The following is a 12,604-nucleotide window of genomic DNA, read 5'->3' as shown; positions in this document are numbered from 1 at the left end:
GCTCCCGACATTGACGCCGCCCGCAAGCGGGGCGAAGAAGACCGGCCTGCCCCTCGAAGGACTTCCAATGAGCCGCTCCAAACGCCTCGTCGACCTTGTCCGCGCCCTGAAGGAGGCCGCCCCGGGCGCGCTGACCGCCAAGGCGCTGGCCGAGCGTTTCTCGGTGTCGGAGCGGACGATCTACCGCGACATGTCGAAGCTGATCGAATCCGGCATCCCGATCGAGGGCGAGGCGGGCCTCGGCTATGTCCTGGCCCCCGGTGACGGCCCGCCCATGCCGGCCCTGACCTGGCGCCAGGCCGAAACGCTGTGGCGGGGAGCCCGCATTCTTTCGCTAGTGGCGAAGGAAGAAGGCGCGCAGACCGCCGCGCGCTCGCTCGCCGCCCTGTCGGCTGTGCTGGGCGACGACCGGGTCCAGCGCCTCGCCGCCGAACCCGTCCTGCCTGAACCGGGCGAGCTGAAACCCGTCCCGGCGGTGCTGAACGCGCTTGAGCGCGCCATCGACGCCGGCCGGACGCTGCGGGTGGATTATGTCGAGCTCGACGAGAGCGAAATGAAGATCGAGGGCCGCCCCAGCGCGCTGACCATGATCGGCGACGCCGTCATCCTGACGCTTCTGACCGAGGCCGGGCCGCGCCCGCTGCGCGCCGAGCGTATCAAGCGCCTGACGGTGACGGCGAGGTAGTTACCAGCTCCCCGTATTCTCCATCGACGCCCAGGGCTCCTGCGGCGCGAGCGGATCGCCAGACTGCAGGAATTCGATCGAAATCCCGTCCGGGCTTTTCACGAAGGCCATGCGCCCGTCGCGCGGCGGCCGGTGGATGGTGTAACCCATGCCCTTCAGGCGCGCGCAGATCGCGTAGATGTCCTGCACCCGGTAGGCGAGATGGCCGAAATTCCGCCCGCCCGTATACTCCTCGGGGTCCCAGTTATGGGTCAGCTCGATACAGGGCAGGCCATCGGGCACGCTGGTGCCGTCGATGTGAAATCCGCCGCGCTGGATGTCGCGCGGACTGGCGAGGAAGATCAGCGTGAACCGGCCCTTCTCGCTGTCCATCCGGCGGACTTCCTTCAGCCCCAACCCCTGACAGAAGAAGCGCAGCGATTCGTCCACGTCGGAAATCCGCAGCATGGTGTGAAGATAGCGCATCGGGAGAGCCCTCGTTTCGTTCGGCTTCAGTGTAGTCAGGCCAACATTCAGTCTGGTCGCGCGCGGCGCGCCCATTTCGGACGGCGGCGCCTGATCTCGACCTCCTCGATCGGCGTGCCGCGGGCGCGCATCATCGCCGCCTCGAAGCCTTCCGGCGCACGGCGGTAATAAAGGCTCGACGCGATCATGCCGGACACCGCCCAGGTGCCGACGAGGCCGAAGGCCATGAAGAACATCCAGGGATAATAGCCCGGCGCGAACACGTCCGACGCCCCGGTCGCGGCGCGCACGCCTTCCCAGATCGTGTTGAGCAGGAACAGGCCCGGAAAGGTCAGGAGCACAGCGCCAATGAGGGACCCGGCAGCGTAGAGCGCCCAGCGCGGCTCGTTCGCCGAGACATAGATGCGGATGAAATCGTCCCGCTCCACACCAGCGACGGTTCCCGGACGGTCGATACGGCGGGCGTCATATTCCTCTTTCGCATCCTTCAGGAGGGCGGCACGCGCCAGCGCCCAGCGCAGGACCAGCAGTCCGGCGGCAATCAGGGCAATGGAAAGCGCGATCAGGAAGATATTCGGCATCGCCCTCTATCTAGGGCGTTTTCGCTCCGCTTTCATCCCTTGTCGCGCACCCGTCATTCCCGCGAAGGCGTCTCGTTCTTTCTCCCCCCGCTTGCCGGGGGAGTGCCCCGGACTGGTTCCGGGGCGAGGGGGGTTTTTCCCCTCCGTCAGCTTCGCTGACACCTCCCCCGTGAACGCGGGAGGAAAAGCGATCAGCAAACCTACCCGACCGCCTCCCAGGTCAGCATGGCGCGCTTGCGCTCCACCCCCCAGTGATAGCCGGTCAGCCGCCCGTCCGACGCCAGCACCCGGTGGCACGGGATCAGGAAGCTGACTGGATTGGCCCCGACCGCCGCCCCGACGGCGCGGGAAGCCTTGGCGGTGCAGACCTGTTCCGCGATTGCCTTGTAGGTGGTCGTCGCGCCCGGCGGGATGGACAGGAGCGCCCGCCACACCTGCCGCTGCCAGGGCGTACCGTAGAGCGCCAGCGGAATGCGTTCGCCCGCACGCTCGAAGATGCGTGTCGCCCAGGCCCGCGCCTCGTGATCATCACGGACATAGGACGCGGCCGGATAGCGCGCGCGCAGATCCTCGAACCCCGCCTCACTCCGCCCGTCGGTGAAGGCGAGCGCGGAGAGGCCGCGCGGCGCGATCAGGAACACCCCCTCGCCGAACGGCGTCGGCGCGATCCCCCAGGTAAACTCCAGCCCCTCGCCCCTGCGCTTGGCATCGCCCGGCGTGATCGCCTCGTGCGCGATGAAGAGGTCGTGCAGCCGCCCCGGACCGGACAGGCCGGCCTCGAAGGCGGCGTCGAGCACGCTCGCCCCGTCGTCGATGGCTTCGCGCGCCGCGCCATGGGCCAGCGCGCCGACATAGCGTTTCGGGGAGACACCGACCCAGCGGGTGAAGACGCGCTGGAAATGGTGCGGCGACAATCCCGCCGCGCGCGCGGCCTCGGCGAGATCGGGATGTTCCTGCCAGCGGTCGCCGAGATAGTTGAGCGCCTCGGTGACGCGCGGATAGTCCCGCGCGGCGGCTTCGACATCGTAGGAATGGAGAGTTGCGGTCGTCATGCTGGCGACCTTGCCCCGGCCTAGACCGGCGCGCCACCCGCTTCTTGCGGCGCTTTTGCGCGGGCGAGCGCCAGCGCCACGGCATCGGCCAGGTCCTCGCGCTCGGGCGGCGACAGGAAGCTGCCCAGTACCAGCGCCCGCCCCCGGACGCTCAGGGAAAACTGCGCGTGATGCTCGCCGCGGTCGGCAACGGCGGCACGGACCCAGGCGGTCGGCATCACATAGTGGCGCACCTGACCGTTCGGATGGCGGCGATGCACGAAGACATGCCGCCGGTCGATCCGGATCAGTTCGCGCCGCCGCCCGTCCCGGTAGCTGATCCTGAAGGCCAGCCAGACGAGCAGCACGTCGATCCCGAAGAAAAAGGGGATCGGCCACGCACCGATGGAGAAGAAAACGATCCCCGCCGCGAAGCTGATCGCCACGACCACCGCCATCAGCGCCGCGAAGCCGGGATTGGGCAGTGACCGGTTGGGCGAGAGAACCGCATCGAGAAACAGCTCGCCCTCCGGCGGGGGCGGCGCTTCGGCCTCGGCGGGCCAGGTTTCAACGACCATGCTCATCGCGGTGCAGAATATAGGCGTGTGAGCGCGATTGGCAGGTGACGATTTCACCCGGCCCGGACTAGCCTTGCGCCATGCCCGACCCCTCCGGCCTGCTCGGTTTTGCGATTGCCGTCCTCGTCATCGAGGTGACGCCGGGACCCAACATGGCCTGGCTGGCCGTCCTGTCGGCAGGAACAGGCCGCCGGGCGGGTCTCTCAGCCGCGGCCGGGATCGCGCTCGGCCTGCTGGTCATCGGCGCGGCCGCAGGCCTGGGCCTTGCTGCCCTGATCACCGCCGCGCCCGCCCTCTATGAAGTCCTGCGCTGGGGCGGCGTCCTGTTCCTAGTCTATCTCGCCATCGAGGGCTGGCGCGAAGCCGGCGAAACCTCGCCCGCGCAACTGCCGAACGGGTCGCTGAAGCATTTCTCCCGCGGATTCCTGATCAATGCGCTGAACCCCAAGGCGGCGCTCTTCTATGTCGCCGTCCTGCCCGAATTCATCGACCCGGCCGGAAACCTGCCCCTGCAGGCGGCGCTTCTGACGCTGCTGTCGGTGATCATCGCGACGCTCATTCACACCGCCATCGTGCTCGCCGCCGCCCCGGCCCGGGCGCTGGTCAGCAATCCGCGGCGGCTGAAAATCCTGCGCCGCGTCCTCTCCGCCCTGCTGGTCGTCATCGCCATCTGGCTGTTCTTCGAGACCGGCCGCGATCCCGCCTGACGGATTGACGGCCAGCAAGAAACGGGATGACGCGCCGGACGCGCCCCGCTAATCCGGTGACATGCCGAAGAAGAAGAAAATCCCGCCCTTCACCACCGAGGAAGCCGCCGATCTCTATGCCCGGCTGGCCGAGCTTCGCCCCGATCCGCGTACCGAGCTGGAATACACCAATCCTTTCACCCTCGTCGTCGCCGTCGCCCTGTCGGCGCAGGCGACCGATGTCGGGGTGAACAAGGCCACGAAGGGCCTGTTTGCCGCTGCCGACACACCGGAAAAGATGGTCGCGCTCGGCGAGGACGGGATCCGCGAGCACATCAAGACGATCGGGCTGTTCCGGAACAAGGCGAAGAATGTCTACGCGCTGTCGAAGCGCATCATCGAGGAATTCGGCGGCGAGGTGCCGACATCGCGCGAAGCGCTGGAATCCCTGCCGGGCGTCGGCCGGAAGACCGCCAATGTTGTGATGAACGAGGCCTTCGGCGAACCGACCATCGCCGTCGACACCCATATCTTCCGGGTCTCCAACCGCACCGGCCTGGCACCGGGCAAGAACCCGCTGGAGGTGGAAAAGCGCCTCGAAGCGATCACGCCCGCCGACTTCATGAAGGGCGCGCACCACTGGCTGATCCTGCACGGACGCTATGTCTGCAAGGCCAGAAAGCCCGACTGCCCGAATTGCGCCCTCGCCGATCTGTGCCGCTATGAGGCGAAAACGCCGGCCTGAGGGCCGGCGCTTATTGTCAGTTCTGCGGGCGGATCCGCGTGTCGTAATCGATCAGGCCGCGCAGCGTTTCGCGCAGGTTTCGCATCTCCGGTGCGGTGCAGCCGTGATAGTGGTGCACCGAATGCGTGCCGTCGGCATAGTCGACCGTGATGCGCGTATAGGGCATGTCGGAGATCTGCGGGCCCGGGCAGGCCGTCTCGTTGTTGTAGGTCAGGTCTTCGGGAAGCGAGCGGAAACCCGCCGTCTCCAGCGCCTGGACCGCCGCTTCGAAACTGCCCGCCTGAAGCATGCCTTCGCTGATCCCCTGCGTGGCCGTGTGGCGTTGCCCGTCGAGGACGTATGCATCCCCCGGTGTCAGCGTGATCCGGTAGACCGGGCAGAAACCGAAGCAGGGTTCGTCTTCCATCGTGATCGAGCGCACTTCGGCATTGCCGCCGGTGTCGGTCGTGGTCGCACAGCTGGCGATGGCGAAGGCGGCAACGGCGATCAGAAAAGCACGCATCGGTGTCACTCCCTGTCTGTCCGGACCATTCTGCCCCGGATTGCGGTCTAAATATAGCTGGCCGTGGGCAGGCGTGAGGCCGGCATCATCTTCGCCAGCGGCAGCTTTTCCGCATCGGCCTTCGGCCGCATCAGTACGAATTCGGCGGCATACCAGCCGGCTTTTTCCACCGGCGTGGGCTCGCGTCCGATCTCGGCCAGTCGCGCGAGCGCCTCGCGCTGCTCACCCGCATCGGTGAAGCGGCGCTGCGGGAAGAGTGCGCTGTCCAGCGTTTCGCAGACATAACCGTCCGCCTCCAGCGCCCTGGCGATGTCCCCGGCATCGAATTGCCGGAGGACGAACAGCGCCATCCAGGGCTTCTCCTTGCCGCAGGCGTCGATCACGCGCTTGAATGTCGTCTCGGTGACATAGCCCACCGCGCCGGTGGAAATGATGATGTCGGTCGCGCCCAGCGGCCGCGCCTCGTTGGCGATGAGCGGGTCGTTCTCGAGATTGCGCGCCGATCCGTCGTCGAGAATCCGCGTCGCGATGCCGTAGCGAATGGCGTTCGCCGCCACATCGAGCCCGTAGAACACCAGGTCGTCGACCGGTTCGAGCGAACGGAAGAAGCGCTTGTCATCTTCCTCGAGGTCTTTCGTATCGATCCCGGCCGCATCCTTGGCGGCGTAGCGCGCCAGCAGTTGCGACATCGACAGCCCGTATTTGTGCAGCGCCGCATTGATCCCGTAGGAGCAGCCGATATCGGTGATGTGCAGCCGGTTGGCATGGCGCACTTCCCGGTAGGCCGCATAGACCGACTGGAAGACCGGCGCTGCCGCGTCGGGGATCAGGTAATTGTGCCGCCCGAGCGTGAGATAATAGTCCCGCGGGTCCGGCTTGTCGTAAATCTCGGTGAAGACGGCCTTGCCGGTATCGTCCAGCTCGGGGGCGTCATGGCGCGTTTCGGCTCCGTCCATCGAGGGAGGCCTCCGCATTTTCCGCTGCTTTGAAGCCCGCGAGGGGCGCGGGCGGTTGTGGCCTAACAACCCCCTCCTGCCCTGACAAGGCAATCGGGGAAAATTATCCCGCCAGACGCTTCAGCCCGGCCGCAAACAGGCGCCCCAGATCAGGCCCCTGTACAGGATAATAATACGGTTCGATCAGTTCGAGTTCCATGACGGCGTATTTTCCGTCGCCCCTTCGCATCAGATCGACCCGCGCATAGAGGAGATCGCCTTCAACGGCATCGAGCGCCGCGGCGGCGGTCTCGACGGCCTCCGCATCGGGTTCGACCGCCGTTTCTGTCGCCCCATACATCGACTGGGTGCGGTAATCCCCGGCTTTCGGCCGCTTCACAAGTGCGTGCGAGAACACCCGGTCGAAGAACATCAGCGTCACTTCGCCTTCAGTCTCCGCCGCCGTCAGGAAAGGTTGGACCAGACAGGCCCCCGGCGGCAATTCGTTGGCCGGCGGCAGGGCCTCGCCGCGCGCGATCCGCGCCTGACGCCAGGCGCTCGCGCCGACCCGCGGCTTGACCACGATGCGGTCGGCCTCCGGGAAGGCCGCGAAACCGCGCGCCACGGCCTCGGCATCGGCGCGGTCGGCCCAGACGGTCGGGACGGTGGGAATGCCACGCCCGGCAAGATCGGCGAGATAACCCTTGTCGAGATTCCACATGAGCGTGCCGACCGGGTTGAGCAGCGGCCGCACCGACGCGAAGCGCTTGAGCGCCGCGAAAAACGCGTTCGGCTTCTCGGTATAGTCCCAGCACGTGCCGACCACGAGCGCGTCGAATGCGGACGGATCGAGGTCCGGCGCGTCCCAGATCGCCTCGACAAGATCGATCCCCGCCGCGGCGCAGGCCGGCCGGATCGCGCCGAATTCCAGCGTGTGTTCCCAGGCGTCGCTGCGCGCGCCGGGATTTCCCTCGATCATGCAATCGGCGGTGAGAAAGGCGATCCGTGTCATGGCGCGGCGATTAGCCCTCCCGCCGGCGGGGCGCAAGCGACGAGATCGTGTGACCGGCAAAGTGCCGCCTTTTGCTTCGCCTTGCGCCGCGCGGCGCGCTCCCGTAAAGCACGCGCGAACCTTTCAAAACGGGCGGCATGTCCCGCCCCTCACACTGATCCTTCGGAGTTTTTCATGGCCGATCTGCGCTACGACATTCTTGGTGTCGGCAATGCCATCGTCGACGTCATCGCCCCGTGCGACGACGCCTTCCTGACCGACAACGGCATCGAGAAGGGCGGCATGACGCTGATCGACGAGGACCGCGCCCGCGACCTCTATTCGAAGATGGCCCCGGGCCGCGAGGTTTCCGGCGGATCGGCCGCCAACACGCTGGCCGGCGTCGCCTCGCTCGGCGGCCGCGGCGCCTATGTCGGGAAGGTCGCCGACGACGCGCTGGGCGAAATCTTCACCCATGACCTCAATGCCGCGGGCGTCGATTACGCGACCCTGCCGCTGAAATTCGGCCCCGCGACCGCGCGCTGCCTGATCAATGTCACGCCGGACGCCCAGCGTTCCATGTGCACCTTCCTCGGCGCCTCGGTCTTCTTCTCCGAAGACGATGTCGACGCGGAAAAGATCGCCGCCGCCAACATCACCTTCATGGAAGGCTATCTGTTCGACCGTGACGACGCGAAGCGCGCCTTCGTCCGCGCCGCCGAACTGGCCGAAGCGGCCGGGCGCCGCACCGCGCTGACCCTGTCAGACACCTTCTGCGTCGACCGTCACCGGTCGAGCTTCCGCCACCTGGTGCGCAACCACATCGATATCCTGATGGCGAACGAAGCCGAGCTGAAATCCCTGTTCGAAACCGAGGATTTCGAGGAGGCGCTGTCGCGCGCCCGCGCGGAAACCAAGGTCGCGGCCGTGACCCGGTCGGAAAAGGGCGCGGTGATCGTGCGCGGCGACGAAACGGCGGAAGTGCCGGCCGAAAAGGTGGAGAAGGTCGTCGACACGACCGGCGCGGGCGACCTCTTCGCCGCAGGCTTCCTGCTCGGCATGGCGCGCGACCTGCCGCTGGCCGATTGCGGCCGCCTCGGCGTGATCGCGGCAGGCGAGGTCATCTCCCATTTCGGCGCCCGTCCGGAAACCAAGCTGTCCGAACTGGCCAGCCGCAAGAATGCGCGCCTGGATTGAACGGAATGAGGCCCGCGGCCGCGTCAACCATAGGCGCGGTATGAAGGGATTACCGTAAAGTGAACGGGGGGCTGGCAATTTTCCGGTCCCCCGTTAACGAAACCTGATCGCGGCCTTAACCGCGTTTCAAGGCATTTCTGCAAATGTCCCCCATCCAGATGGATAACCACGGGTGGTGGAACGCATGAATCCGGTCTTTGAACGTCTCGCGGGCGATCCGGTCCGCGCGGTCGAGGGACGCGCCTTCCACCTTGCAGGAAGGCTGATCTGATGGCCCCGATCCGGAACGTCGTCGCACGCTGCATGCGTTCGCTGGTGATGAAATTCACCCTGCTGGTGGGGCTGTTGCTGGCCTTCGCCACGGCGCTGCTCGTGCTGATGGAAAACCATGCCGCGCGTCAGGACCTCGAAGAGCGCCTGATCGAACGCGCGGGCATGCTGGGCCAGATTCTGGCGCTCAACGTGTCCGACGACATCATCGACCTCGACGAGGAATTGATGACGCGCCGCGTCGAGCGGATGATCGAACGCCCGGACGTGTCCGAAGCCTTCATCACCGACATCCGCCGGCGGGTCATCGTCGAGACCGACACCAATCTTATCGAGCACGCCTCAATGGCTGCCGATCCCCTGATCGTCATGGCGCTGGGTGCGGGCGAAATGCGCCTGGAGCGCCGCGGAGACACCGTCCACGTCGCGACTCCGGTCTACACCAGCGCCGGGCGTCTGGCCGGGGCGGTCTACATCGTCTCGCCGCTCGACGAGTTGCGCGCCGCCGCCGCTGAAACCGCGCAGCGTCATTTCTTCCTGGCGCTGTTCGCGCTGGGCCTCGTCCTGCCGGTTGCGGCCATCGCCATCGGCCGCGCCATGCGGCCGATCGCCCAGCTCACCGAAGCCGCGCGCCAGGCCTCGACCAAGTCGCTCGATGTGCGCATCGAGGTTAAGACGGGCGACGAGCTCGAAGTGCTCGCCAATGCCTTCAACCGCATGCTGGCGCGCATCGACGCGAACCTGAAACGCATTCACCGCCTCGCCTATGTCGACATGGTCACCGAGCTGCCGAACCGCGAGCGCTTCCGCAAGGAAGTCGAGCGGGTCGCGCGCCGCGCCGTCGAGGACAACAAGCGCGGGGCCGTGCTCTTCCTCGACCTCGACCGCTTCAAGCGCGTCAACGACTCGCTGGGGATCGGCGAAGGCGACCGCCTGCTGGAGATGGTCGCGCGCCGCCTGCGCGAGACCGCCCGGGCCTGCGATCTCGCCAACGGGTCGGAAGGCGAACCCTCGCTCGTGGCGCGCCTTGGCGGTGACGAATTCACGCTGATGCTGCCGCAGATCGACAACGAGGCCGACGCCGCGCGCATCGGTCAGCAGATCATCGGCGCGATCCGCCGCCCGTTCGAAGTGTCCGGTCACCAGGTCTTCCTCGGCGCTTCCGTCGGCGTCGCCATGTTCCCGGAAGACGGGGCGGATCCGGAAACCCTCCTGCGTCACGCCGACCTCGCCATGGCTCACGCCAAGCGGTCAGGCGGCAATGCGGTCCAGTTCTTCGAGCCGAGCATGAACCAGTCCGCCTTCGAGCGTCTGGTGCTGGAAAACGAGCTGCGCGAAGCCGTCAAGGAAGACCAGCTCGTCGTCTTCTACCAGCCGAAAATCTGCATCGAGACCGGCGAGGTCAAAGGTGCCGAGGCCCTCGTGCGCTGGAACCCCCCCACCGCCGGCCTCCTTTCGCCGGGCGCCTTCATCGGCGCGGCCGAGGAATGCGGCCTGATCGGCGAAATCGGCGACTGGGTGATGAAGGCCTCGTGCAAGCAGGCCGCCGAATGGGCGCGCCAGGGCATGAATGTGCCGATCGCCGTCAATGTTTCGGCCATGCAGTTCGAGCGCGAAAGCTTTGCCCTGTCGGTGATGGAGACGCTCGAACAGTGCGGCCTCGACCCGCACCTCCTCGAGATCGAGCTGACCGAATCCATCGCGATGAAGGATCCGGAACGTGTGATCGAACAGGTTCAGCCGCTGCGCGACCGCGGCATTTCCTTCGCGATCGACGATTTCGGCACCGGGCATTCCTCGCTGTCCTACCTGACGCGCATGCCCTTCGACGTGTTCAAGATCGATCAGAGCTTCGTGCGCGGCGTCGCCCAGGACAAGCACGCCCGCATCGTGGTCGAGACCATTCTGGCCATGGCCAAGGCGCTGAAGCTGAAGACGGTCGCCGAAGGCGTGGAAACCGCCGAACAGCTGGCTCTTCTGAAGGAAGAGGGCGCGACCCTCGCCCAGGGCTTCCTGTTCTCGCGGCCAATCCCAGCGGACGAGTTCGAGGCCTATATGGCCCAGCCGATGGGATCGCGTCGCACCGCCTGATCGCGGCCAATCGCAACATTCTCGGGGGAGAGTGACGGGGGTGCGGGGTTGATCACCCCATGCCCCCGGTCCACATCTGGCGTCCGCAATCACTCACGAACGGGCGCAATTCCATGACAACGCAGAATGACACGAAACCCGGCTGGCGCGGCACCACGATCCTGGGCGTGCGCAAGGGCGGGCGGTTCGTACTTGCCGGCGACGGCCAGGTCTCGGTCGGCCCGACCGTGATGAAATCCAATGCCCGCAAGGTGCGCCGCCTGGCCGGCGGCAAGGTGATTGCCGGCTTCGCCGGCGCCACCGCCGACGCCTTCGCCCTGTTCGAACGGCTCGAAGCCAAGCTTGAACAATTCTCCGGCCAGCTTGCCCGCGCCTGCGTCGAACTCGCGAAGGACTGGCGCACCGACCGCTATCTCCGGCGCCTCGACGCCATGCTGATCGTCGGCGACGCGGAAACCACCTTCCTCATCACCGGGGCAGGCGATGTGCTGGAACCGGAAGACGGCATCGTCGCGGTCGGCTCGGGCGGCAATTACGCCCTGTCGGCCGCCCGCGCGCTCAACGCCTATGAGGACGATCCGGAGAAGATCGCCCGCGCCGCCATGGCCATCGCCGCCGACATCTGCGTCTACACCAACGGCAATCTCGTGGTGGAGAGTTTGGGCGACTGACCTGGGCCGCCCCCGAACCGGAAATTCCGCTTCCCGCCCCGCGCGATCATCCCCTAGGGTCGGGAGATGCGTAGAGCGCCAACTTTTTCTCCCCATCGCAGGGCGGTCACCGCCAGCCTCGGCGCGCTGGCGCTTGCGGGCTGCGCGACCCCGGCATCGCGATCCAGCATCAATGCGCAAGCGAACTGCCTCGCGCCGGTGAATGTTTCGCCGGAGCGGATGATCCGCAGCGTCGCCGGCCTGCGCCCCTATCGCGCGTCGGGCTTCGTCGTGCGCCGCGAGGCGCTGGGCGAGAAGGCGCTGGTCCACAATTACGGCCATGGGGGCGCCGGGATCACGCTCAGCTGGGGCACATCCCGCCTCGCGGCCGATCTCGGCCTGCCCGGTCATCAGGGCCCGGTCGCGGTGATCGGCTGCGGCGTTATGGGCCTGTCGACCGCGCGCCTGCTTCAGGACGAGGGCTTCCCGGTCACCATCTATACCGAGGATCTGCCGCCCGACACGACGTCGAATATCTCCGGCGGGCAATGGCACCCCTACGGCCATTTCAACGCCGACAGCGTGACGCCGGAATGGCGCGAACAATTCCGCGCCGCGGCCGCCTACAGCTGGAACCGCTTCCAGCTCATGGTCGGGGACGAGTATTCGATCCGCTGGCTGCCGACCTACAATCTCGGCGGAACCGAACAGCAATTGCTGCCAACCTTTCCGCCTGATCTGCGCGAACTTGCCTCACCGCAGCACCCGTTTCCGGTCGAACGGGTCACGCGTTTCACGACGATGTATGTCGAGACGGGACGTTATCTGCGCCAGCTGATCCGTGATTTCCGGATCGCCGGCGGCACGATCAGGCGGCGGCGCTTCGCAGAACCGGCGGATATCGCCGGACTGCCAGAAACGCTGGTGTTCAATTGCACGGGCCTCGGATCACACGCGCTGTTCGGCGATGAAGGCCTGATCCCGGTGCGCGGCCAGCTGGCCATCCTCCTGCCCCAGCCCGAGATCAACTACGCCTATACCGGACGGTTCGGATACATGTTCCCGCGCCCGGACGGGATCGTCCTCGGCGGCACGTTCGAGCGCGGCGTCTGGGAGGCCACGCCGCAAACGCCTGACATCGCCCGCATACTCGTCCGGCACGGGCAGCTTCATTCCGAATTGCGCTGCGCGGCCTGA

The 12,604-nt window shown here is 66.6% G+C and carries 14 protein-coding genes; 7 read left to right on the top strand and 7 right to left on the bottom strand.

The features are described 5' to 3' along the window. The first annotated feature begins 67 nt into the window (after positions 1-67). On the top strand, positions 68-685 hold the full coding sequence (locus L5876_RS11675) for a YafY family protein (RefSeq protein ID WP_236956533.1): 618 nt from the start codon (positions 68-70) through the stop codon (positions 683-685). Here L5876_RS11675 and L5876_RS11670 read toward each other — a convergent pair whose 3' ends face one another. From L5876_RS11670 to L5876_RS11655, 4 genes are all read right to left on the bottom strand, one after another. Next, positions 686-1,150 carry a VOC family protein gene (locus tag L5876_RS11670; RefSeq protein WP_236956532.1) on the bottom strand — a complete coding sequence of 155 codons (465 nt, stop codon included), beginning with the start codon at positions 1,148-1,150 and terminating at the stop codon, positions 686-688. A gap of 47 nt (positions 1,151-1,197) precedes the next feature. Beyond that, the gene (locus L5876_RS11665) at positions 1,198-1,731 is read right to left on the bottom strand and encodes a hypothetical protein (protein ID WP_236956531.1); all 534 of its coding nucleotides are present in this window, start codon (positions 1,729-1,731) and stop codon (positions 1,198-1,200) included. Positions 1,732-1,931: 200 nt separating this feature from the next. After that, positions 1,932-2,783 (bottom strand): bifunctional helix-turn-helix domain-containing protein/methylated-DNA--[protein]-cysteine S-methyltransferase, encoded by an 852-nt coding sequence (locus tag L5876_RS11660; RefSeq protein WP_236956530.1) that lies wholly within the window; start codon positions 2,781-2,783, stop codon positions 1,932-1,934. A 20-nt stretch (positions 2,784-2,803) separates the two neighbouring features. Beyond that, complete coding sequence (locus tag L5876_RS11655; protein WP_236956529.1) at positions 2,804-3,340, bottom strand: DUF2244 domain-containing protein; 537 nt, start codon at positions 3,338-3,340, stop codon at positions 2,804-2,806. Positions 3,341-3,420: 80 nt separating this feature from the next. Between L5876_RS11655 and L5876_RS11650 the strand changes: the two genes are divergently transcribed. Then, the gene (locus L5876_RS11650; RefSeq protein WP_236956528.1) at positions 3,421-4,047 is read left to right on the top strand and encodes a LysE family translocator; all 627 of its coding nucleotides are present in this window, start codon (positions 3,421-3,423) and stop codon (positions 4,045-4,047) included. Between the two features lie 61 nt (positions 4,048-4,108). Next, entirely contained in the window at positions 4,109-4,771 is a 663-nt protein-coding gene (gene nth / locus L5876_RS11645; protein ID WP_236956527.1) for an endonuclease III, read from the top strand. Positions 4,772-4,787: 16 nt separating this feature from the next. Here the strand turns inward: nth and L5876_RS11640 are convergent, their stop codons facing one another. The 3 genes from L5876_RS11640 to L5876_RS11630 all read right to left on the bottom strand — a co-directional run bounded on the left by L5876_RS11640 (position 4,788) and on the right by L5876_RS11630 (position 7,220). Beyond that, the gene (locus L5876_RS11640) at positions 4,788-5,273 is read right to left on the bottom strand and encodes a DUF6438 domain-containing protein (RefSeq protein WP_236956526.1); all 486 of its coding nucleotides are present in this window, start codon (positions 5,271-5,273) and stop codon (positions 4,788-4,790) included. A gap of 47 nt (positions 5,274-5,320) precedes the next feature. Then, a complete protein-coding gene (locus L5876_RS11635) occupies positions 5,321-6,229 on the bottom strand; it encodes a hypothetical protein (RefSeq protein ID WP_236956525.1) in 909 nt (302 codons plus the stop codon). A 103-nt stretch (positions 6,230-6,332) separates the two neighbouring features. Continuing rightward, positions 6,333-7,220, bottom strand: coding sequence for a RimK family alpha-L-glutamate ligase (locus tag L5876_RS11630; protein WP_236956524.1), 888 nt, complete (start codon positions 7,218-7,220; stop codon positions 6,333-6,335). 174 nt (positions 7,221-7,394) lie between these two features. Here L5876_RS11630 and L5876_RS11625 point away from each other — a divergent pair, with 174 nt between their 5' ends. The 4 genes from L5876_RS11625 (at position 7,395) to L5876_RS11610 (ending at position 12,604) form a co-directional block, all read left to right on the top strand. Next, the gene (locus L5876_RS11625; RefSeq protein WP_236956523.1) at positions 7,395-8,396 is read left to right on the top strand and encodes an adenosine kinase; all 1,002 of its coding nucleotides are present in this window, start codon (positions 7,395-7,397) and stop codon (positions 8,394-8,396) included. Positions 8,397-8,666: 270 nt separating this feature from the next. Beyond that, entirely contained in the window at positions 8,667-10,757 is a 2,091-nt protein-coding gene (locus tag L5876_RS11620) for a bifunctional diguanylate cyclase/phosphodiesterase (RefSeq protein WP_236956522.1), read from the top strand. Between the two features lie 113 nt (positions 10,758-10,870). Continuing rightward, positions 10,871-11,428, top strand: coding sequence for an ATP-dependent protease subunit HslV (gene hslV / locus L5876_RS11615; protein ID WP_236956521.1), 558 nt, complete (start codon positions 10,871-10,873; stop codon positions 11,426-11,428). A 66-nt stretch (positions 11,429-11,494) separates the two neighbouring features. After that, a complete protein-coding gene (locus L5876_RS11610; protein WP_236956520.1) occupies positions 11,495-12,604 on the top strand; it encodes an FAD-dependent oxidoreductase in 1,110 nt (369 codons plus the stop codon).

It is taken from the genome of Hyphobacterium sp. SN044, assembly GCF_021864465.1.
Lineage (GTDB): Bacteria > Pseudomonadota > Alphaproteobacteria > Caulobacterales > Maricaulaceae > Hyphobacterium.
Note: the sequence above shows the minus strand (reverse complement) of the source record. Positions and strands in the feature narration are given on the sequence as shown.

Bases quoted from the DNA above. Each gene is read 5' to 3' on its own strand.
- L5876_RS11630 (WP_236956524.1), bottom strand. From the start codon at position 7,220: ATGACACGGATCGCCTTTCTCACCGCCGATTGCATGATCGAGGGAAAT.
- L5876_RS11675 (WP_236956533.1), top strand. From the start codon at position 68: ATGAGCCGCTCCAAACGCCTCGTCGACCTTGTCCGCGCCCTGAAGGAG.
- nth (WP_236956527.1), top strand. From the start codon at position 4,109: ATGCCGAAGAAGAAGAAAATCCCGCCCTTCACCACCGAGGAAGCCGCC.
- L5876_RS11660 (WP_236956530.1), bottom strand. From the start codon at position 2,783: ATGACGACCGCAACTCTCCATTCCTACGATGTCGAAGCCGCCGCGCGG.
- L5876_RS11650 (WP_236956528.1), top strand. From the start codon at position 3,421: ATGCCCGACCCCTCCGGCCTGCTCGGTTTTGCGATTGCCGTCCTCGTC.
- L5876_RS11665 (WP_236956531.1), bottom strand. From the start codon at position 1,731: ATGCCGAATATCTTCCTGATCGCGCTTTCCATTGCCCTGATTGCCGCC.
- L5876_RS11655 (WP_236956529.1), bottom strand. From the start codon at position 3,340: ATGGTCGTTGAAACCTGGCCCGCCGAGGCCGAAGCGCCGCCCCCGCCG.
- L5876_RS11670 (WP_236956532.1), bottom strand. From the start codon at position 1,150: ATGCGCTATCTTCACACCATGCTGCGGATTTCCGACGTGGACGAATCG.
- L5876_RS11620 (WP_236956522.1), top strand. From the start codon at position 8,667: ATGGCCCCGATCCGGAACGTCGTCGCACGCTGCATGCGTTCGCTGGTG.
- L5876_RS11640 (WP_236956526.1), bottom strand. From the start codon at position 5,273: ATGCGTGCTTTTCTGATCGCCGTTGCCGCCTTCGCCATCGCCAGCTGT.
- L5876_RS11635 (WP_236956525.1), bottom strand. From the start codon at position 6,229: ATGGACGGAGCCGAAACGCGCCATGACGCCCCCGAGCTGGACGATACC.
- L5876_RS11610 (WP_236956520.1), top strand. From the start codon at position 11,495: ATGCGTAGAGCGCCAACTTTTTCTCCCCATCGCAGGGCGGTCACCGCC.
- L5876_RS11625 (WP_236956523.1), top strand. From the start codon at position 7,395: ATGGCCGATCTGCGCTACGACATTCTTGGTGTCGGCAATGCCATCGTC.
- hslV (WP_236956521.1), top strand. From the start codon at position 10,871: ATGACAACGCAGAATGACACGAAACCCGGCTGGCGCGGCACCACGATC.